Annotated in this window: 21 protein-coding genes and 1 tRNA gene; 20 read left to right on the forward strand and 2 right to left on the reverse strand. The window is 51.2% G+C overall.

The genetic code is table 11. The features are described from left to right. Positions 1-164 precede the first annotated feature (164 nt). From KJB30_RS09375 to KJB30_RS09440, 14 genes are all read left to right on the forward strand, one after another. The gene (locus KJB30_RS09375) at positions 165-932 is read left to right on the forward strand and encodes an enoyl-CoA hydratase/isomerase family protein (protein WP_214298395.1); all 768 of its coding nucleotides are present in this window, start codon (positions 165-167) and stop codon (positions 930-932) included. 1 nt (position 933) lies between these two features. Then, the gene (gene cobO / locus KJB30_RS09380) at positions 934-1,458 is read left to right on the forward strand and encodes a cob(I)yrinic acid a,c-diamide adenosyltransferase (RefSeq protein WP_214298397.1); all 525 of its coding nucleotides are present in this window, start codon (positions 934-936) and stop codon (positions 1,456-1,458) included. Between the two features lie 62 nt (positions 1,459-1,520). Continuing rightward, on the forward strand, positions 1,521-1,925 hold the full coding sequence (locus tag KJB30_RS09385; RefSeq protein WP_214298399.1) for a cobalamin B12-binding domain-containing protein: 405 nt from the start codon (positions 1,521-1,523) through the stop codon (positions 1,923-1,925). Positions 1,926-1,982: 57 nt separating this feature from the next. Next, positions 1,983-2,726, forward strand: coding sequence for an enoyl-CoA hydratase/isomerase family protein (locus KJB30_RS09390; RefSeq protein ID WP_214298401.1), 744 nt, complete (start codon positions 1,983-1,985; stop codon positions 2,724-2,726). A 14-nt stretch (positions 2,727-2,740) separates the two neighbouring features. Beyond that, positions 2,741-3,700 (forward strand): methylmalonyl Co-A mutase-associated GTPase MeaB, encoded by a 960-nt coding sequence (gene meaB, locus KJB30_RS09395; protein WP_214298403.1) that lies wholly within the window; start codon positions 2,741-2,743, stop codon positions 3,698-3,700. Between the two features lie 41 nt (positions 3,701-3,741). Continuing rightward, on the forward strand, positions 3,742-4,455 hold the full coding sequence (gene cbiQ / locus KJB30_RS09400) for a cobalt ECF transporter T component CbiQ (RefSeq protein WP_214298405.1): 714 nt from the start codon (positions 3,742-3,744) through the stop codon (positions 4,453-4,455). A gap of 2 nt (positions 4,456-4,457) precedes the next feature. Beyond that, positions 4,458-5,309: an energy-coupling factor ABC transporter ATP-binding protein gene (locus tag KJB30_RS09405; RefSeq protein WP_214298407.1), complete on the forward strand. Its 852-nt coding sequence runs from the start codon at positions 4,458-4,460 to the stop codon at positions 5,307-5,309. A gap of 104 nt (positions 5,310-5,413) precedes the next feature. Then, the gene (locus tag KJB30_RS09410) at positions 5,414-5,809 is read left to right on the forward strand and encodes a DUF948 domain-containing protein (RefSeq protein ID WP_214298409.1); all 396 of its coding nucleotides are present in this window, start codon (positions 5,414-5,416) and stop codon (positions 5,807-5,809) included. Between the two features lies 1 nt (position 5,810). After that, a complete protein-coding gene (locus tag KJB30_RS09415) occupies positions 5,811-6,125 on the forward strand; it encodes a YtxH domain-containing protein (protein ID WP_214298411.1) in 315 nt (104 codons plus the stop codon). A gap of 337 nt (positions 6,126-6,462) precedes the next feature. Beyond that, complete coding sequence (locus tag KJB30_RS09420; protein WP_214298413.1) at positions 6,463-7,953, forward strand: lytic transglycosylase domain-containing protein; 1,491 nt, start codon at positions 6,463-6,465, stop codon at positions 7,951-7,953. 54 nt (positions 7,954-8,007) lie between these two features. After that, the gene (locus tag KJB30_RS09425; RefSeq protein ID WP_214298415.1) at positions 8,008-8,742 is read left to right on the forward strand and encodes a tetratricopeptide repeat protein; all 735 of its coding nucleotides are present in this window, start codon (positions 8,008-8,010) and stop codon (positions 8,740-8,742) included. A gap of 61 nt (positions 8,743-8,803) precedes the next feature. Continuing rightward, the gene (locus KJB30_RS09430; RefSeq protein ID WP_214298417.1) at positions 8,804-9,364 is read left to right on the forward strand and encodes a nitroreductase family protein; all 561 of its coding nucleotides are present in this window, start codon (positions 8,804-8,806) and stop codon (positions 9,362-9,364) included. A gap of 138 nt (positions 9,365-9,502) precedes the next feature. Beyond that, positions 9,503-10,453 (forward strand): thioredoxin-disulfide reductase, encoded by a 951-nt coding sequence (trxB, locus tag KJB30_RS09435; RefSeq protein ID WP_214298419.1) that lies wholly within the window; start codon positions 9,503-9,505, stop codon positions 10,451-10,453. 3 nt (positions 10,454-10,456) lie between these two features. Further along, a complete protein-coding gene (locus KJB30_RS09440) occupies positions 10,457-10,630 on the forward strand; it encodes a hypothetical protein (protein ID WP_214298421.1) in 174 nt (57 codons plus the stop codon). A 73-nt stretch (positions 10,631-10,703) separates the two neighbouring features. On the opposite strand, the gene KJB30_RS09445 is transcribed toward KJB30_RS09440, so the two are convergent. Further along, the gene (locus tag KJB30_RS09445; protein WP_214298423.1) at positions 10,704-12,257 is read right to left on the reverse strand and encodes a cytochrome c3 family protein; all 1,554 of its coding nucleotides are present in this window, start codon (positions 12,255-12,257) and stop codon (positions 10,704-10,706) included. A 271-nt stretch (positions 12,258-12,528) separates the two neighbouring features. On the opposite strand from KJB30_RS09445, the gene KJB30_RS09450 reads away from it, so the two are divergent. From KJB30_RS09450 to KJB30_RS09465, 4 genes are read left to right on the forward strand one after another with little or no spacing between them, the layout of a single operon-like run. After that, positions 12,529-13,026, forward strand: a complete 498-nt coding sequence (locus tag KJB30_RS09450; RefSeq protein WP_214298425.1) for a cytochrome C — start codon at positions 12,529-12,531, stop codon at positions 13,024-13,026. Beyond that, entirely contained in the window at positions 13,023-13,808 is a 786-nt protein-coding gene (locus tag KJB30_RS09455; protein ID WP_214298427.1) for a 4Fe-4S dicluster domain-containing protein, read from the forward strand. Before KJB30_RS09450 ends, KJB30_RS09455 begins: the two co-directional genes overlap by 4 nt. A 1-nt stretch (position 13,809) precedes the next feature. After that, positions 13,810-15,063, forward strand: coding sequence for an NrfD/PsrC family molybdoenzyme membrane anchor subunit (gene nrfD / locus KJB30_RS09460; RefSeq protein WP_214298429.1), 1,254 nt, complete (start codon positions 13,810-13,812; stop codon positions 15,061-15,063). Positions 15,064-15,069: 6 nt separating this feature from the next. After that, a complete protein-coding gene (locus KJB30_RS09465) occupies positions 15,070-16,941 on the forward strand; it encodes a DUF2339 domain-containing protein (protein WP_214298431.1) in 1,872 nt (623 codons plus the stop codon). Between the two features lie 128 nt (positions 16,942-17,069). Here KJB30_RS09465 and KJB30_RS09470 read toward each other — a convergent pair. Beyond that, positions 17,070-17,156: transfer RNA gene (locus tag KJB30_RS09470), tRNA-Leu, on the reverse strand. 129 nt (positions 17,157-17,285) lie between these two features. On the opposite strand from KJB30_RS09470, the gene KJB30_RS09475 reads away from it, so the two are divergent. Beyond that, positions 17,286-19,772: a TIGR03960 family B12-binding radical SAM protein gene (locus KJB30_RS09475; protein WP_214298434.1), complete on the forward strand. Its 2,487-nt coding sequence runs from the start codon at positions 17,286-17,288 to the stop codon at positions 19,770-19,772. 23 nt (positions 19,773-19,795) lie between these two features. Further along, the gene (locus KJB30_RS09480; protein WP_214298436.1) at positions 19,796-21,316 is read left to right on the forward strand and encodes an Rne/Rng family ribonuclease; all 1,521 of its coding nucleotides are present in this window, start codon (positions 19,796-19,798) and stop codon (positions 21,314-21,316) included. Positions 21,317-21,377 lie beyond the last annotated feature (61 nt).

Consider the following 21,377-nt stretch of genomic DNA (forward strand, 5'->3'; position numbering starts at 1 on the left):
AAAACACCGCCTACCTAGTGTCGCATGCCCTCATGTTATACTCACAACGCATGCCCGGCAATGACAGAAATGGCATTTGACGCCGCTAAAGCTTTGCTTGACCCTCTCGGGCCGAATTTGGTATACACAAGAACTCTGTTTTACTTTTTTAATCAGGATACAGGATGCCGCAACGACTCTGCAAAATTGAATTAAAGGAAAAGGGAATCGCCATTCTGGAAATTCCGGGGAGCGAGGCCACAACAGAACGGCAACTACTGGAAGCGATCCGGCGCCAGATCACCCACATTACCGATACCAGCGAGATTAAAGGTGTCATCGTAACCTCCAGCGACTCTCATTTCTGTACATGTGGAATTCAGGAGTACCATCCATCTCCCTATACTGCTGCAGAACTGTCCTCCTTTGGGCAGCAGGTCACGTTCCTTCTGGAAAAAACAGGTAAACCGTGTATCGCAGCAATTGCAGGTGAATGTACCGGAGTCGGTCTTGAATTGGCTTTGGCATGCGATTTCATTGTGGCAGAGAGTTCCGCCCGCTTCGGCTTCCCCGGTATAGAGGAAGGCAGGCTCCCCTTCTGTGGAGGCACGCAACGGCTGTCGCGACTGGTGGGTAAATCCAAGGCAAAGGAAATGGTTTTCGGAGGTGAACTGCTTTCAGCCGAGGAAGGTCTGGCTATTGGACTCATCAATCGCCTGTACGATGACAACCTGCTGTCCCATGCACAGGCACTACTGGAAAAAATCTGCACCCGCAGCCCGCTGGCTATTCGTATCGGTGGCGAAGTGATCAATGCGGGTTACGACATCGATCTGCAGACAGCCTGCATGCTGGAGCGAGACGCCTTTGCCCTGATCTTCTCCAGCCACGATCAAAGCGAAGGAATGCAGGCCTTTCTGGACAAGCGCAATCCTGATTTTAAAGGAAACTGATATGCTGGAGCGGGGATGCATACAGGTGTACACCGGAAACGGTAAAGGCAAGACCACCGCTTCCCTGGGCTTGGCACTGCGTGCAGTCGGACGAGGCCTGCGCGTCTGCGTGTTCCAGTTCATCAAGGGTGGCGGCCCCTATGGCGAGCACCTGATTGCCGAAAAACTGGCCCCATTTCTGACTGTGATCCAGACAGGCCGACCCGGCTGGGTCAACACCAACGATATCAGCGAAGATCGCCGGCTGGCCCAAGACGCACTCCAACAAGCCACTTCCTTGCTGAGCAGCGGGGAATACGATCTGTTCATTCTGGATGAGATCAATGGAGCCGTCGGCTTTGGATTAATCGATGTCGAACAGGTGCTGGAGCTTATCAAACGAAAACCCGGCAATGTCGAGCTGGTTCTGACAGGCCGCAATGCCCATGAACAAATAATCGAGGCAGCCGATCTGGTAACGGAGATGCGCGAGATAAAACATTACTACAAGTCAGGGGTACCGGCCAGGACAGGCATAGAAATGTAGGACACACAAAACCTTATTACAGCAATATAATATAATCATTTAAATTTCCGGAGGTATAACACATGTCTGAAAGAACATTGCGAATCCTGGTTGGCAAACCTGGCCTGGATGGTCATGATCGCGGAGCAAAAATAATCGCGCGAGCGTTTCGCGATGCAGGATTTGAGGTAATTTACACCGGTCTTCATCAGACTCCGGAGCAGATCGTTTCTGCAGCAATCCAGGAAGATGTCGACTGCGTCGGCCTGTCAATCCTTTCCGGTGCCCATAACACACTTCTACCCAGAGTCTGTCAACTGCTTGGTGAAAAGGGAGCTGACGACATCAAAGTATTTGGTGGCGGCGTGATTCCTGAGGATGATATTGCTGGCCTGAAGAGTGCCGGCATCAGTGAGGTTTTTACCCCAGGAACCTCAACCGAAGATATCGTCAAATGGATCGGCACCAACATCAGGCCACGGGCGTAAACAGGAGCGGGCCCATCCCTGGGAAAACTTTCCCGGGCTGGCCTGACCGGATTCCACATGCCGTTCAAGCACCTTCATCTAGAAACGGAAAACCAGGTAGGCTATCTCCTACTAGGCGCAGGCACTCGCTTTAACAAACTGAGCGTTACCACCATCCGTGAGCTCAAGCGTGCTCTTGGCCAAATGGAGCAGGACGGTACGATAAATACCATCGTTATCTCCGGCTACCCTGGTGAATCTTTTGCCGTGGGTGCAGATATCGGGCAGATGCTGCACTTTTCTCCAACCGATGCCCTTCGCTTTGCACAGCTGGGGCAATCCCTCTTTGACCAGATCGAGTCCTGCTCAAAGCCGGTTATCGGTGCCCTGAACGGGATTACCATGGGAGGCGGTTGCGATCTGGCCATGGCCTGCGACATCCGCATTGCCGTTGACACTCTGCAGATAGCCCATCCCGGAGCACGCATTGGGATCATCACCGGCTTTTGCGGCACCCGTAAACTTCCCCGCATTGTGGGTAAAAATGCCGCCCGTGAGATCTTCATGACCAGCGAACCGTACACCGCCTCCGAAGCGCTCCGCATGGGACTGGTGGACCGGGTGCATCCGGAAAAAGACTTCTGGCCAATGGTCAAACAATTTGCAGCACGGATCGCCGCCCATCCTGCAGAAACGCTTAGCACAGCCAAGAAAGTACTGAACGCCAGTGAAGATATCGATCTCAAGAGCGGCTGTGCACTGGAAGCTGCCCTTAACGGTACCCTCTGGAATACTCGCTCAACCTCCAACCCTACTCCCTGAACAGGATTAACCCAATGTCTCTCTCAGAAAAAGTCCTCACTGGCGATGTTCGCGCGGCGGCCCGTCTCATGCGGGATATCGACGACAATCGTCCATCAGCTGTTACTGAGCTTAAACAGATTTACGCCCGCACCGGCAATGCCTACATCATCGGCATCACTGGTCCGCCCGGTGCGGGAAAATCGACCCTTGTGGATCAACTGACCGCCTCCTTTCGCAAACAAGGTAAAAAAGTAGGTGTAGTTGCCATTGATCCAACTAGTCCCTTTACCGGAGGCGCAATTCTGGGCGACCGCATCCGCATGAACCGCCACGCCACTGATGACGGAGTCTTTATCCGCAGCCTGGCGACCCGCGGCGCCCTGGGGGGCTTGTCGCGCTCTACCTCTGATGTCGCCCTTGTTTTGGATGCACTGGGCATGGATATCATCATCATCGAAACCGTTGGCGTCGGCCAGGATGAGGTGGATATTGTCAAAGCCGCTCACACCACGTGCGTGGTAATGGTTCCGGGAATGGGTGATGATATACAGGCCATAAAGGCTGGTATACTTGAGATCGGCGACGTTTTTGTGGTCAATAAGGCTGACAGGGAGGGTGCCGACAGAACTGCCCGCGAATTGGCTGCAATGCTGGAAATGCGTGACACCCCCCAAGGGGACTGGCAGCCGCAGGTATTTAAAACAGAGGCACAACGCGGTACAGGAATTGATGAACTGGTGGGCGAGATCCTGACACACCGGGATCACCTCTTTTCCAGCGGATTGATCGAGACATTTCTGAGAGAGCGCAACGAACGGCACTTTGTGGATATCCTGCGGGACAGCCTTTACAAGCATGCCATGGCCTTCATGGACCGCACAGCCACACTGCCCCGCGTACTTGACGGCATGGCGGACAGCAGCATTGACCCCTATTCCGCTGCAGAAGAGGTGATTGCAGAAATGCTGGGATACGACCCGCAATCAGTATGAGACATTCTCTTCAACACCAAAAATCCAATACAGTTGTGGCTATGATAGATCCGCGCGTTAGGTTCCTAGCGGCTCTCCTGCTGCTCCTTCTGGTTATCAGTTCAACCGGCATTGCATTTCCATGGTTGATCGTCAGCGTGTGTCTTCCGGTTGCACTGGTCACCGGGATTCAGTTCCGCACTCTCTGCCTGCGCATGCTGCATCCATTGTTTCTATCCCTGATCATACTGCTGTTCAAGACCTTCCTTGGTACCGGCAGCTCATCGGCACTTCAGGTTATCGGTGATTACACCATCATGGTTCATCAGGCAGGACTTAGCGAAGGGATTCTTATTACCTCCCGTATCATGGGGGCCGTTTCAATAGTTATCGCACTTGGCCAGATACTGACTTTTACCGAAGCCATGGCGGCCTTGTCCTGGCTGAGAGCTCCACGTGGACTGGTGGATGTCTCGCTTTTTGCATGGCGTTCGCTGTTCATGCTTTATGACGATGCCGGCGTGGTTTACAGCGCCCAGAAAAACCGTTTAGGGTACTGCGGATTTGGTCGCAGTCTCCGTTCCTTTGGCGCTATGGCAGGCATGCTGACTGTCAGAGCCCTTGACGACAGCCTTTCCATGACCACAGCCATGAGCCAGCGCGGCTATGACGGCTCCTTACCGCTTTTGCGAAAATCACCTCTTACCGCTGCCCAGATCGCGGGTCTTGCTGTTTTCATGCTGGCAGTCGGCCTCGTCTGGAGACTGCAGAACTGACCATGCCTCCAGCCCGCCTTTCAGCGCAGATCAATTCATTCCAATATCCTGATGGCACTGCAGCCCTTTCCCAGGTAACCCTGGACATCGAGCAAGGAGAATTTTGCGGCATCCTCGGCTCTAACGGCTCGGGCAAAACCACTTTGCTCAGGCTACTGGATGGCATGATCAAGGATTTCTCCGGCCAGATGCTTCTGGATGGAGAAGATATCCGTCGCCTCTCTCCCCGTGAAATCTACAGTAAAATCGGATTGGTTTTTCAGAATCCTGATGATCAGCTTTTTGCCCAGTCGGTTTATGAAGATACTGCCTTTGGTCCCCGCAATATGGGGTTAAGCGAAACCGAAGTGTCACGCCGCGTAGAGAGTGCCCTGGAAGCTGTAGAAATGCATGAACTTGCGTCCAAGAATATCCACAATCTGAGTTACGGTCAGAAAAAGCGAGCCTGCATAGCCGGATTGCTTGCCATGGGTCACGAAATCCTGTTGTTGGACGAACCCACCGCCGGCCTCGACCCAATGGGCGAATATCGCATGATGGAGCTTCTTACGCGCCTGAATCGAGACAACGGTGTAACGATCGTCATGGCGACACACAGTGTCGATCTGGTGCCGGTTTTCCTTAGCCGTCTGCACATTCTCAGCAAGGGCCGGCTGGTGCGTAGCGGCTCTCCGGAGGAGGTCTTCAACTCAGGAGAAGAACTAGCCAGCGTAAAACTGCGTCTGCCCTACATTGCTGAACTCATCCACCGTCTGAGAAGCGGAGACAACCTCCCATTCAAACGCCTGCCCTTAACAATCGGTGAAGCACGTCGCGACATACTGGAAGCCTTTGGCCGAAACGGCAGCCTGTGAGTCGGTGCGGCACCCCTCGTGCAGTTTATTCTTTTGAATTACCGGCATTCTGTTTTATAATCAAATCGTTTGAAGCCCTTAACTGATCCTATTGGAGACACAAGATGACTCTCACCGGAATTGCCCTGCTTTTTGTTGTGATTGCTTTTGGAGCTTTGGTACTCGTACTGATTCCGACTCTGCTTACCGTCAAGCGTACGGCAGCCTCGGTCGGTTCACTTGCTGAAATGGTTACTACAGAGCTTCGACCTACTCTCAAGGAACTGACTTCTGTCCTTGTGGAACTTAGGTCTGTTGGTGAGGGAGTTGCCGATCACACCGAAGACGTCAAACGCTTTATGGCAGCCTTGGGAGAAAGCGGCGAAAAATTGCATACTATTAACCGCACAGTTGGAGCAGTAACCGGTGTACTGAATACCACCTCAGTTTGGGCAACGGGTGCCAAGGTGGCAGGAAGATATTTGTTGGAGCGTTATACTAAGAAAAGAGGAGGGAAATAACATGTCTGAAGAAAAAGGTATTTCCACTGGTACAGTACTTGTTTCTTTCGTAGCTGGTGCTGCCATAGGTGCTGGGTTGGCCTTGTTATATGCGCCCAAAAGCGGTGAAAAAATGCGTGAAAACCTGACTGATCTGGCTGAAGACGCGCTGGACAAGATCAAGGAATACACGAAGGAAGCTCAGGAAAAAATCAAATCAGCTATGGAGGACGGCAAGGAGATCCTTGGAGAGAAAAAATCAATCCTTGCCTCGGCAATTGAAGCAGGTCGCGAAGCCATGCAGAAAGAGAAAGATCGGACCCCATCATCGCTCTAGAATCCTGTCATTCGTGTTTTCAAAAAACCCACCTCTCTCGGTGGGTTTTTTTTCGGGAGACAGTTCAGAGCATTTAAAAATGGCAGCATCGAAAGATTCCATAGGTTGCATTGGCGCGAAAACTGCCGATCTGGAAATGGTTAAACGATTTTTGCGTCGCTATACAAGATGGACAATGTCCTCGGAAATTGGAAGTCGTTCATCATCCCAGATCATTCAGCCACAGCCGCAATATCATACACAGGCCCCACCCACAAGCTTCTCCCCGGGACCCCGCGCCAGAGAAGGAGAGCTAAGATTGACTTTGGGGGGTAACCCCGTTATACTGCAATAACTTATGCCAATAAATCCTGCCATTAAATATGGAGTAATCGTTACCTCAGTGTTGCTCAGCAGTCTTCAGGCGCATGCCGTAGAACCGGCCCAAGCATTGCTTAATGAATTGGCTAGACCTAATGTAGCACTGCCTGCAGGGTCCGGAGCACCTGCTCTTGCAGCGTTGGATGATGAATTGAAGGCTGAAGAGGACCTTCCTCCAGCAGACTTTTTCACTCTCGAAGAAGCCAGGGAAAATACAGAGAGAAATACAGAGCTCGTACTGCCTGACATTGATCTTCCCCTGTCTGATATCCCTCTTACGCTCAACAATAAAGTCGAATACTTTATTTCCTATTTCCAAACATCAGGAAAACAATCTTTTTCTCGCTGGCTCTCGCGCTCATCGCGCTACATACCGATGATGAAGGAGATCCTCAAGCGTCAGGGCATGCCTGAGGATCTTGTTTACGTAGCTATGATTGAAAGCGGTTTCCATATGCATGCTAAATCCTGGGCAAATGCAGTGGGACCTTGGCAATTTGTATCCGGCACTGGACGACGTTACGACTTGCGGATTGATCAATGGATCGACGAGCGTAAAGATCCGGTCAAAGCGACTACCGCTGCGGCCCTGTACCTGAAGGAACTTTATGGCATGTTCAAGGGCGACTGGTATTTGGCAGCAGCTGGTTACAATGCAGGTGAGAACAAGATCCTACGTGCTATAAACATGTATAACACAAGCGACTTTTGGGAAATTTCACGCGGTTCTTACCTAAAACGGGAAACCAAAGAATATGTCCCCAAACTGCTGGCCGCAGCAATTGTCGCAAAAGATCCAGCACGTTATGGCTTCTCCGACATCGCCTATCTACCACCAATAGAATTTGACACAGTAATAATACCATCTCGTACCGACCTGGAGTTGGTAGCCAAACTGGCTGGTACCACCTATGACGCGGTTCGTGATCTCAACCCAGACCTTCGTCACTGGAGCACTCCGCCTAATTACCCTGATTATGAATTAAAAATCCCTAAAGGGACTAAAAACCTTTTTGAGATGGAATATGCCAAAATACCGGCTGATAAACGTTTTACCGAAAAGGTTCTCTACACTCGCTATGCAGTACGGAAAAAAGACTCGCTAAAATCGATTGCACGTCGCTTTGGCACCACTCCTGAAATGCTATCCGAATTAAACGGCCTCTCTCAAAAAAGCCGTATCGTCGGAAAATCATTGGTAGTTCCGATTAGGAAAACTGTCGATTTCAGCAACGAAGGACGCACTGCGCGTCGTTCTACACCTGGAGAAGCGTTTGCCAAATATTATGTCGTGAAAAAAGGGGATACCCTGACATCACTCTCCAAACAGTTCAACATCTCTCCCAAGCTTCTGTCTGCCTGGAACAACATTAAAGGCAAATTAGCCCTTAAACCAGGCAGTCGCATCATCATTGCCCGTTTTATTGAAAAAAACGGTGAAATGATCCCCGCTGGAGAAAAAAGCTGACTTCCTCATAACACATCATCTCTCAATGCAATGTTAACGTGAAAGGATGGACCGATGTACAACATACTTACAGCAGCAGGGGCTGCACTGGCAGTTCTGCTGATCTTGCTTTTCGGATTCAAACTCGCCTGGTGGGGCTCTATTTTAATTTCACTTGGTGTTTTTGCCGCTGTATTCGTTTTATTTTCACGCATTACCATGAAGAAAGTCATGGCAGCAATCGAGACAGCAGGCAAAGATCTTCAAGCCCAGCGATTCGAAAAAGCTATTCGTGAACTAAAAGAAGTGCTTCACTACGGCAAGTGGCAAGTCTATGTCGGCCCACAGATCAACTCCCAGATCGGCATGATTTATTACATGAAGCGGGATTTCTCAAATGCATTTCCACACCTTGAAAAATCCTTCTTCAAAAACTGGGTTGCAATGGCAATGCTGGCTATCTGTTACATGAAGCGCCAGAAAAAAGATAAAATGATCGATACTTTCGATAAAGCGGTCCAGTGGAATTCAAAGGAACCGTTGCTTTGGAATATCTATGCCTACTGTCTTGTAGAAACTGGTGAACCGACCAAGGCTCGTGAAATTCTTGAAAAAGGTCTTAAAAAGGCCTCGGATAATGCAAGCTTGCTCGAAAACCTGGAAAATCTGAAACAGGGCAAGAAGATGAAAATGCGCTCCTTCGGCGATATGTGGTTCCAATTTCATCTTGAAAGTATTTCCGCTATCCAGAAGCACCAAATGGCCTCCATGGGTGGACGAATGCAGCACCGCAGAACAGTTCGGAAATAGTCTGAACTTCGGATTTATCCCCGCTTTTAATGGAAAGTACCGTGCGGTACGGGAGTTTCTCATGGAAACACTACAGGCAATCATTACCAGGCACAGCGTGCGCAGGTTTTCTGACCGACCGGTGGAGCCGGAAAAACTTCAGATAGTATTGGATGCTGCGAGTCGTGCCCCATCATGGGCCAATTTACAATGTTGCCGATTCATCGTAGTACAAGACCCTGCCACCAAACGCAGGATCAGTGAACTGTCCTATGTGGACTCTTTTTTTGCTGCAAAAGGCTACAAAACCAATCCTTCCCAACTCGCACTGGCTGAAGCACCTGTCGTAATCGTTGCCTGTGCCCTCCCCAATAGTTCGGGAGACATTCGGGGACAGCAGTACTACATGACCGACATCGGCCTCGCGGCAGAGAACCTTATGCTTGCGGCACATGACCAGGGACTTGGTTCCGTTTTTGTCAGCATTTTTGAAGAAAAAGTGCTGGCGGATCTTCTGGATATTCCTGCCTATGTAAGCATAGTCGGATTATTCCCCATTGGCTATCCGCTGCAGGAATCGGTCACAGGTGCTCCTCGTAAGCCTCTTGAAGAGATAGTCTTCCATGACCGCTGGAACGCCTAACGAGTCCCCTCCTCTGCGCATCATTCACTTCAAGACTCCTTGACACTCAGCCCTCGGGCCTCCTGCGCACTATCACCTTTGTATTGGCAAACGTGCCCTTTACTGGTACATTTACCCATTATTTTCAAGGGGGAATGCATGGAAACACAGCATCACAAGCTAATCATTCTTGGTGCAGGACCGGCAGGATATACTGCGGCAATTTATGCAGCACGGGCAAATCTCAAACCCGTAGTTATCACTGGCCTTCAGCCGGGGGGCCAGCTTACAACTACAACAGAAGTTGACAACTGGCCGGGAGCCCACGAAGGGGTGCAGGGCCCGGAACTTATGGAGCACATGCGCCTTCACGCGGAGCGCTTCAATACTGAACTTATATATGATGTCATCACCAAGGCTGACCTCAAGCAACGACCATTCCTACTAAAGGGCGATGCCGCGACATACACCTGTGACGCATTGATCATTGCAACCGGAGCCACTGCCAAATACCTCGGGCTTCCGTCAGAGGAGGCTTTCAAGGGCAAGGGTGTGTCTGCCTGTGCCACGTGTGACGGATTCTTTTATCGCGGCAAAGCAGTTGCCGTTATTGGCGGTGGCAATACCGCTGCAGAAGAAGCACTTTACCTTGCCAATATTGCCAGCCATGTAACCGTAGTGCATCGCAGAGACCAGTTCCGTTCTGAAAAAATACTCTCTGATCGCCTGATTGAGAAAACACGAACCGGGAACGTAAGTATTGAATGGCACCATGAACTGCAGGAAATATTGGGCGACGAGAGCGGAGTAACTGGAATCCGGATACGCCACACCAGCGGTTCAACCAAGGATATACCTGTTCACGGAGTTTTCATTGCCATTGGACATACACCAAATACGCATATCTTCCAGGGACAGCTTGAAATGGAAGGCGGTTATATCACAACAAATTACAGTGTCGAAGGCAATGTAACCGCCACGAATGTTCCCGGAGTATTTGCTGCAGGTGATGTACAGGACAGCGTCTACCGCCAGGCAATTACCTCTGCCGGCACAGGCTGCATGGCTGCACTGGATGCTGAACGCTACCTTGAGATGCAGCACCCCTAGCGCATGTCAGCCCAACCTGACCAGGAGCTTGAAAAGCTTCTAAGTGAAGTTCGCAAAACCATAAGCGATAATGATCGGTTCCTTAAAAGTTTGATTTATGATTCTGCTGGTGCAGATGATGAACAGGAAGAGGATGTCGTTGAAGTTGAAAAGGAAGAGGAATTTGAGGAGCTATAGCATTCTTTGAGCTACATGATGGAATATAAAAAAAGGGCCCCGGGAATTTCCCGGGGCCCTTTTCCATTGGCTATTAATGTTTTTTGTTTGAAGCATGCTTTCCTTCAGCAGGTGCTTCATGCACAGCGGCAGAGTGGCACTCGCTGCAGTTCGTCTTATAGAGTTCATCGCCGATGTCGACAGGATGAACAAACTCTCTGACATCCTTGCCGGCAGGGATGTTTTCCTGAACCTGGCCCAGCATGTCATGGCATATCTTGCAGTCTTTGGAGATGACCTTGCCAGTGGCAGTCTTGTGCTTGCCGTCATGGCAGCGGAAACATCCTGGTGTATAGAAGTGACCTATATGATTGGGGTAGGTATTCCACTGTACTTTCATTTTAGGGAAGAAGTTGCGTGAATAGATATCCTTGACCTGTTCTACGGCCTGGTTGATGGCAGCACCTTTTTCCTGTGCAACCTTGGGATAATTTTTGGCATAGTATGCAGGAATATCCTTAGTAATGGTGGCAAAAGCCTCTTCCTTGGTCTTGTAAGGACGATTCAAAATTTCTACAGCTACTTTCTTCATGAAAGGAAGGTTTCTGTCAATGCGATTGGACACGAAGTTAAGATCCATCTCCTCATCAGGAGAATGATAGATATGGGTCGGACGGTTGTGGCAGTCGGTGCAATCCATGAGACGTTTTTCTGCTTTTGCGATCTCATCCTTGGTGAGCGTCTTGTCGGTGCTCATATATTCTACAAGACTGCCGTCCTTCTCCTTGACGACAACATATGGTATATCGAGCCGTTTTTTGTCGTTGGCGATGAAACGGACTTCCTTGCCTATGTGCCAGTGAATACCACTCGAAGTTGGTGACTTGGGGTTGCTTCCGATATGAATCAGCATGTCGACCTTGCGCGGAGAGTTCTGCTCATTGGGCGCAAAATGATAGAAAAGTTTCTGGCGACCAGCATAAAATTTCTCGGGCCAGTGACAATGTTCACAAGTTTCCCGTGCAGGACGAAGATTTTCGATAGGTGTGTGTATCGGCGTGGGGTATGTATTGAAGGCAACTGCATACAGCTGACGCATACCTGAGATCTTGGCCTTGACGTACCAGGCTGCGCCGGGACCAACATGGCACTCAACGCACTTCACCTTGGCATGAGGCGAGTTTCTCCAGGCAGTGTGTTCCGGTTCCATTACCGTATGGCAGACTTCACCGCAGAAGGTGGTGGATTCGGTAAATTCAAAACCTTTGATCGATGCCAGTGCCACAACCACGACAAAGACAAACGAAGCCAGGATGAAGAAAATAAACATACGACGACGGTTAGGGTCGTTCAGGTCAAGGCGTGGAAACTTGGGGATCTCCTCATCGAGGGAGAGCATTCCCTCCAAAACCGCTTTGCGACGCTGGGTACGGACCCTGTAAGCCCCGATGGGAACCAGAACCAGACCGAATATGAGCATGCCCGGAAAGAGGAAATAAGTCATCAGCCCCAAATAGGGGTGGTCGATGCCGGTAATCATCTCAAAGGCAGCAAAGGCAATAATCAGACCTGTGGCTGTCAGCGCTAGAATGATACCGATAAGACTGATAAGGTTCCAGGCGTACCCGGCGGTTTTACGAATGGCCATGTGAACTACTCCTTACGATCGATGTGACTGGGAAAAATGGTATGTTATTAAACCTGATAACTTACAGCAGCAACACGCCTTTGTCAAAAGCTTTTTTAAAAAGAATCCGAGTTTTTAAGAGGAGGTGAATACTCTTGCAGCAAAAACTTTTGTTGACAAAAACGATAGTGATGCTAATTTAAACAACGTTATAAAAACCTCGCGGCTAGCTACACCTATCAGCAAATAAAAATAAAAGCAAATATACTCGCAGCATAAGGAGGTGCATACTTTGAAAAACCATGTGTGGCGTCCCTTGTTCCTTGTGGTAGCAATCGTGGCCGGAATTCTTTTTACTAGAACACTGTTAGTTCCATCCGATTTTGGCGTGTATGAGCGCGGTTACATGTACGGATGGCATCGTAAATCCAATGAGGATGACTGGAAGAAAATACGCGTCAAATACAAGACTTCCAGCGGTTGCCCCGAATGCCATAAGGACAAGTATGATGACATTAAAGCCTCGCCTCATGCCATCATCAGCTGCGAGAACTGTCACGGACCTGCCTATGACCATCCCAACGATCCGCAAGGTCTGCACATCGACCGTTCCCGCGAATTATGTATCCGCTGTCATGCCTATCTTCCTTACAAGAACAACGTTCGGGGCAACATCCCCGGGATTGACCCGCAAAATCACTACCCCCAGGCGCAATGCATCATGTGCCACTATCCACACAATCCCGTTAAACCGAATCTGAAATACAAGAAAACGGAGGTGAAGCCATGATAAGCCGCAGGTCATTTTGTAAAAAGGCGATGATCGCGGCCGGCGGAATAATGATTCCCCTTGCTGCACTGGAAGTTTTCAATCCCCAAAGACTGGCAGCCGAGAAGGACGGCACAGGAAAAGTGCGCTGGGTGTTTCTCGTCGATATTCACAAGTGTGTTGGCTGCGGCTTCTGCGTGAAGGCCTGCAAAACCGAGAATGAAGTGCCCTATGAAGCCAATGTTACCCGCACCTGGGTGGAGAGGTATGTCGTCACCAAAACGGGAAAAACCCACATTGACTCACCCAAGGGGGCCCGCGACGGATTCACCAGCCAAAAAATCGATCAGGCACATCATGGGCTGTTGGAGGTTAAAGAAGAGGAGATTGCCAAGGCTTTTTTTGTGCCGAAGCTCTGCAATCAGTGTGAGAATCCCGCCTGTGTTCAGGTCTGCCCGGTCGGCGCAACCTATCAGGCTGCTGATGGCGTTGTACTGATAGACCGCTCCTGGTGTATCGGCTGCGGTTACTGCGTCATGGGGTGCCCCTATGGGGTGCGCTTTTTTCATCCTGTCTACCACGTGGCCGAAAAGTGCAACTTCTGTTATCACCGCCTGGCCAAGGGGATGAAGAGCGCCTGCGTGGATGCCTGTCCATTTGGGGCACGCAAAATAGGCAATATTCGGGACCCGGAAGATCCGGTCACCAAGATCATCACTACCGAGCAGGTAAACGTGCTCAAGGAAGAATTCGGAACCAAACCGCAGGTGTTCTATATAGGACTCTCAAGGGAGGTGAAGTAACATGGTACATGGTGAAGCCTGGACACTGAAAGAATTCTTCGTCTATCCCAACGAATACATCTACTGGTCTATCCAGATCGTGATGTACCCGTTCATGACCGGTCTGGTGGCAGGGGCCTTCGTGCTTTCATCCCTGTACCATGTCTTCGGCGTGAAGCAATTAAAAGATATAGCGCGCTTTTCGCTGGTTTTTTCCCTGGCCCTGCTTCCGGTGGCCATGATGCCGCTGATGCTTCATCTGCAGCAGCCCCAGCGGGGCATCTACGTCATGATGACACCCCATTTCACCTCTGCCATTGCCGCCTTCGGCATCGTCTTTACCACCTATGCCATGATCGTATTATCCGAGATCTGGTTTGTTTATCGCCAGTACATCGTAGAAATGGTGCTGGACCTGCGGGAAAAACGCAGGCGTAAGCCGCTCGACTCGGTGCGACTGGCATTGTACAGCGTGCTCTCAATGGGTGCCATGGATCTCAGCCCCGAAGCGCTGCACAAGGATGAACGGGCAGTGGGAATACTGGCCGGAATCGGCATCCCGGTAGCATGCTTCCTTCACGGCTATGCCGGCTTCATCTTTGGTTCCGTTAAGGCCAATGCCCTCTGGATGACCCCCCTCATGCCGGTCATCTTCATCTGTTCAGCAGTAGTCTCAGGTATCGCCCTCTGCATCGTTACCTACATCATCGTGATGGAACTCCGCAAATTGATCCTTGCCTGGAAGCGCAAGAACAATCCCCGGCTTCCCTCCAGCGAGGAAATCAAGAGCGCAGAGATCCATACTGTTACCATCACCGCTAAATATCTGATCATGTTCATGGTCCTGGCACTCACCCTGGAACTACTGGACCTCATCTTCCGTAACTACACTGCCGTCAAATCGTGGGATATCCTGCGCAGCGTGATCTACGAAAAAGACTTTTTCAAAATATTTATACTGCAGTATGGGTTGGGCAATATTGTTCCATTCATCATCTTCCTGTTGCCTGGGCTGACCATCAGGCGTGCGCTCCTCGGCGGTTTGCTGGTTTTGATGGGTGTATTCATGATGCGCTGGAATGTCGTTATTGGAGGACAAGCTTTCTCAGCATCCTTCTCCGGGTTCATGGAATATCAGCTTCCCATCTGGCCTGACAACATGGAGACCTTCAAGGAAGGGTTGTTCGGTGCGCTGACTGTTATCATCACCCCCTTTGTACTCTTCTTCTGTGTCACAAGAGTCCTGCCGGTGATCGGCGTGAAGGATTCGCATTGACCATTGGTGGAAAAAGCGGAAGTAGCCGACGTGGAGGTGCTGCAGATGACGGCAAAAGGGCAGACCCTTGAAGATCAGGTACAGGAACTGGCACTCCGGGTACAAGCACTGGAAGGCAGCCTCGAGAAGTTGACCGCCCGGCTCGCTCAGGCCACACCAGTTGAATTAGCATCCGCACAAACTGAGGTAAAAACCAGACTGCCTCCGGTGCTGGACGAACCGGCCGACGTATCTGAGGAAATGCTGAGCTGGGCTGGCCGCAACGCCCTCCTGCCGCGTGTATCCACCATCTGTTTTCTGCTCGTTGTGGCGCTGATCCTGAGAACCATCACGGACAGCGGAATGATCAACAAGCTTTTCGGTTCTGCCCTTGGGATGGGTTTTGCTGCCACCCTGATGATTGTGGGATGGCAGAGATATGCTCGTTCCAGCCCGCTTGCTCCGGTGTTTGCGGCCTGCGGCGCCATCCTCATGGCCACCATAGTGGTAGAGACCCACACCCACTTCAAATCGTTGCCCCTGGTACCTGCTTACCTTACTCTCATGGTTACGGGCATCGGTATGGCTTTTATCAGTCGCCGATTCAACGCATTCACCCCCATCTCATTCGGTATCCTTGGCATGTGCCTGGCCGGTGCGGCCATTGACTATCCTCATCCACATTTTCCCTATCTCTCCCTGGTACTATGGACGGCAAACCTGCTCGGCTTCATGGCCGCCAGACTCAAACGCTGCTCCTGGCTGCGCTGGATCGTAATGCTGGTCAGCATGGTCATGCTGCAGCTGTGGGCATTTCGCATAGGAGTGGCTCTACGCCAGGGAATCCAGCCACCTCCCGAACTGGCGGCTTCATTGTTTTTGCCGGTCCTGGGAGTGTTTGCCCTGACCTACCTGCTGCTTGCATTGTTCGGCATCATTCAGAGCGGGACCGAGCGGGTTTCACGCTTTGATCAGTCCCTGCCGGTCATCAACGTACTCTGGGCTTTTTCATCAGCCTTTTGTGCCATGTATACCAAGGACACCCCTCTTCTTGCACTCGGGATAGTGGGAATTATGGTAGCACTTCTCCATCTGGGAGCAAGTTTCTGGCTGGCCCGGCGCGCTGTCATTGGTGTACCGGGAACCGCTGCGTTTACCTTTGCCTGCGGCGCATTGCTGGCACTGGCTCTCCCGGTGGCAACGGGCAAACTCATTCTTTCACTGCCCGCGCTCTCTCTGATTGGCATCTTCATGGCCATCTTTTCACGGGAGTGGAATAACGGCTCGGTGCGCGCAGTCACCTATCTCTTCCACATCTACTCTTGCGCCGCACTCTTCGTAGCGGTGCGAGGCGATAGCCCCCAACAGATGGATGCCGTCAACATCCTGCCGGCCATCCTGCTTTCCTGCATCATGGTGTACCAATATCTATGGTGCCGCTGGTGGCCCCCTCCCCCCGGCTCATCCATCCTCTTCAAGCTGGATGAAGAAGATCGCAGCGCTGTGATGCTGTTGCTTGCCGGTTTACTGTGCGGCTTCCTTGCCATGCGCATTGGAATTTTTCAGGTGGTACAGCTTACTGCCGGAGCAGGTCGTGAAGAGATTTTCCGGTGCGCCCAGTCGGTGCTGATTAATGGGGCTGCCGTGTTCCTGATGGTGTGGGGGTTTATGCGACGGGACCGGGAAATCCGGAATGTAGCGATAATGGTGACATTAATAGGGGCGGGAAAAGTTTTCCTGTACGATCTGCTTGGCACCCACGGGCTGCCGCTGGTCTGCAGTGTCTTTTCCTTCGGTGCGGCAGCGGCGGTGGAATCGGTCGTGCTTGGCAAGTGGCCAAAAACGGAGATAAAACCAGTACAGGATCTGGCGGCCGCCAATGAGACGGTGAACGAGTAGGCAATTTGTAGGGTGAAATATACAGGCTACTGCGAATAAATCGCACAAAAAAAGCCCTTGAGTTCTCAAGGGCTTTGCTTCTTCGATGGACACCTACGGACTATCCCGGAAGGTCCTTTGCTATTTAGTGGTGCCGAGAACTGGAATCGAACCAGCACACCCTTTCGAGTACCAGAACCTGAATCTGGCGCGTCTACCAATTCCGCCACCTCGGCAACGAAGAAATTATATAACATTGACCTGATACTAATGCAAGAAAAAAATCAGGTTATTCCCTTGCCATATTCAGTTGTGATTTGGTACAGTTAGAACTTAACTTTAATTATAGGAATACAGCACAATATATGAATTTGCTTGCCGTTGAAAAACCAGCCCGCTACATGGGCGGAGAAATGGGTTCTGTCAGAAAAACCGTAGCGGAACTCCGTATTGCCCTTGCTTTTCCCGATGTATATGAAGTCGGCATGAGTCATCTTGGACTGCGCGTCCTGTATCAGATACTTAACTCAGCCGAAGACATTGCTGCAGAACGTGTTTTTGCCCCCTGGCCCGATATGGAACGCCAGATGAAGGCGGACGGCGATCGCCTAGCCACTCTGGAAACAGCGACTCCTCTCGCTGAGTGCGACCTGGTCGGATTCACTCTTCAGTACGAACTTTCCTACACCAATATCCTCTCCATGCTGCGTCTTGCCGCCATACCCCTGCTGGCAGCCGAGCGCAACGCCTCTCACCCACTGATTATTGCCGGCGGTCCCTGTGCCTATAACCCCGAACCACTGGCACCTTTTTTTGATGCAGTGCTGCTGGGTGACGGTGAGGAAGCGATTCTGGAAGTAGCTGCCGCCGTACTGGAGTCCAAGCGACTCGGAGAGGACCGGGCAGCCCAACTGGAACGCCTGGCTGCCATTGAAGGAATGTACATCCCCGCCTTCTTTGTGCCGAGCTACAATGATGACGGCACGGTATCGAAGATCATCCCTGTCAAGCCGGAACAGGCCAGAGTGCGCCGCCGTTTTTTGAGTAACCTGGACGAAGCCCCCTACCCGACCGAGCCGGTCGTCCCTTTTATGAAGACGGTTCATGATCGTGTTGCGGTGGAGATCGCACGCGGCTGTACTCGCGGGTGCCGCTTCTGCCAGGCCGGTTATATCTACCGTCCACTCAGAGAGCGTTCCCCCGAGACGATTCTGAGCCATGTACAAAAATCGCTGCGCGCCACCGGTTATGACGAAATCTCGCTCCTCTCGCTTTCCACCGGCGACTACTCCTGTATTTCGCCGCTGATCAGCGAAATGATGTCCCGTTATGCCCATAACCGGATTGCGGTATCCCTTCCGTCGCTACGGGTCGGCACACTGACCGAGGGCTTGATCGAAGACATCAAGAAAGTTCGCAAGACCGGCTTCACCCTGGCACCCGAGGCGGGCAGCGAAAGAATGCGGCGAGTAATCAATAAAGGTATTACAGAGGAAGATCTTCTGGAAACTGCCTTTAACGTTTATCAAGCTGGCTGGCGGACCATCAAGCTCTATTTCATGATTGGGTTACCCGGAGAAACAGTCGAGGATGTTACCCAGATTGCCGCGCTGGCCCGCCAAGTAAAAAACCAGGGTAAACTCTCCGGCAATCCGGGTGAAGTCAATGTTGCGGTCAGCACTTTTGTCCCCAAGGCCCATACCCCTTTTCAGTGGGAGCCCCAGATCTCAACGGATGAGGTACTGGACCGCCAGTACCAGCTGCACACAGAGCTAAAGCAGCGCAAGCTTCGCTTTAAATGGCAGGATGCGCCGCTCTCTTTCCTGGAGGGCGTCTTTGCCCGCGGCGATCGCCGGCTGGCAGCAGTGTTGATCCAGGCCGTTGATCTCGGCTGCCGCTTTGATGGCTGGAGAGAACATTTCTCTCAGGAACGCTGGCAGCAGGCATTCCAAAAATGCGGCGTGCAGCCGGAATGGTACCTGCGCCGCCGGGAAACCAGTGAAATTCTCCCCTGGGACCACCTGGACTGCGGCGTGACACGCGATTTTCTGCTTGCTGAGCGCGAAAATGCTCTCAAGGAAGCTGCAACGCCGGATTGCCGTTTTGGCCGGTGCAGCGCCTGCGGCGTCTGTGATTTTACCAGTGTGACCAACAAGCTCTCAACTGATGCAACTATTTCTGCAGAAACCGCTTCGGAAGCAGCTGATGAGAATGCAGTTCGGGTACGCCTTCGTTTTTCAAAAACAGATGCCATGCGTTACCTGAGCCACCTGGAACTTTTAACTGTTTTCACCCGCGCGGTCAGTCGTGGTGAGGTGCCCATCCTCTTTTCACAAGGATTCCATCCTCACCCTCGTTTTTCTTTTGCCACCGCCACCTCGGTAGGAGTTGAATCCACCGCCGAATACATGGATATGGTAGTTGCTGCGGGCATGGGCGCCGACGAAATAAAATATCGCCTGAATGAAGCTCTTCCTGCGGGCATTGCGATAATGGAAGCAGCTTTGATCGACGTTAAAACACCAGCGCTTTCCACCCTCATTGAAGCGACTCGCTACCGAATAATCTTTGATTCACTATGGTCTGAGAAACTCCCGGACCTATGTGTGCAATTTATGGCACATGACAGTTTCGTCATACAACGGACCAAGAAAAAAGGTGAAGTTCAGACCGTTGATCTGCGCAAGGAAGTTTTTTTACTAAGCGCGTCCGGCTCCGCACTTGACTTGGTAGCAGGCAGAGGTAAACCTTTGGAGTTTGCCAGAGCCATATCCGGTAACCCGGAACTCCAGTCAGATGATGTTCGCATCCAAAAACTGGAAGTGCACTTTACTGCCGTTCATACTATTTAATTTTATATACTAGGGGCTTAACCATGGGTACTGAACTGGTCATCAATGCCACTTCTCATGAGACACGCATAGCGTTGATTGAAAATGGCACAATCGCCGAGCTCCACATCGAGCGGACTCGGGAAAAAGGAATCGTCGGCAACATCTACAAGGGGCGCGTCATCAGGGTTCTTCCTGGAATGCAGGCGGCCTTCGTGGATATAGGCTTGGAAAAGGCTGCTTTCCTGTACGTAGCCGATGTTTTTGACGCACTTGAAGAATACGAATCACTGCTTTATGACGGCAAGAAAGAGCATGAGCCAGGAGGCGAACCACACGCGACCCACCCGGACTTCAAGCCTCTGCACCCAATCGAGGAACTGCTGCAGGAAGGTCAGGAGCTGCTGGTCCAGGTATCAAAGGAGCCGATTGGCACCAAAGGTGCGCGCATCACCTCCCATATCTCTTTGCCGGGACGACACCTTGTTTACATGCCGACAGTTGACCATGTAGGGATTTCACGTCGAATTGAGGATGAAGTTGAGCGCGAACGTTTGCGCGAGGCAGTGGAACGGCTCAAGCAGCCCGGCTCCGGTTATATCGTCAGGACCGTGTCAGAAGGTAAGAGCGAAGAGGATCTTCTCTCTGACATGCAGTATCTGTCCACCCTATGGGATGAAATCGTAAAACGCAGGGAAAAAAGCGCAGTTCCTTCTCTGATCCATTCCGACCTGGACGTGATTCAAAAGGTAGTGCGGGATATCGTTACCGAGCAGGTCGACAAGATCATAGTTGATTCAAAGCCGGATCATGACCGTATCGTGCAGTTCATCACCACGTTCATGCCGAAGATGAAATATTCAATCGAACTCTACGAAGACGAAGAACCCATCTTTGATCATTACGGGCTGGAAGTTGAGATCAGCCGTGCCCTGGGGCGCAAGGTATGGCTCAAGTCGGGCGGCTACATAATCATTGAACAGACCGAGGCACTGACTGCTGTCGACGTCAACACCGGGCGCTTTGTCGGTAAGCACAACCTGGAAGATACCATCCTCAAGACTAATCTCGAAGCTGTCAAAGAAATTGCGTACCAGTTGCGGTTGCGCAATATTGGCGGCATCATCATTATTGACTTTATTGATATGGAAAAAGAGGTCAACCGCGAAAAGGTTTTTGGCGCCTTGGAAGAGGCGTTGAAATCAGACAAATCCAAAACAAATATCTTAAAGATATCCGAGCTCGGACTAGTAGAAATGACTCGTAAACGGGTGCGGGAAAGCATTGGCCGCATGATGTGCGAGCCCTGCCTCTATTGCGAAGGACGAGGATACATCAAATCAAAAACCACGGTATGCCATGAAATTTTCAGGGAACTTCGCCGGGAAATGCTGGATATACGTGGCGTCAAGGCCACCGTATCGGTGCATCCGCAAGTGGCTGACCTTCTCTATGACGAAGAGCGGCGTGGGCTGGAAGAACTAGAAAAAAAATTCAAGAAGCGGATTACGGTGCGGGCCAAGCCTGGTTTCCATCAGGAGCAGTTTGAAATTCTGATCAACTGATCGGCTCTTAAAATGACTAAACGACAAGAGGCGGGAGAATTTATTTCTCCCGCCTCTTGTC

The sequence above is a fragment of the Pelotalea chapellei genome (assembly GCF_018531195.1).
Classification (GTDB): Bacteria; Desulfobacterota; Desulfuromonadia; order Geobacterales; family Pseudopelobacteraceae; genus Pelotalea; species Pelotalea chapellei.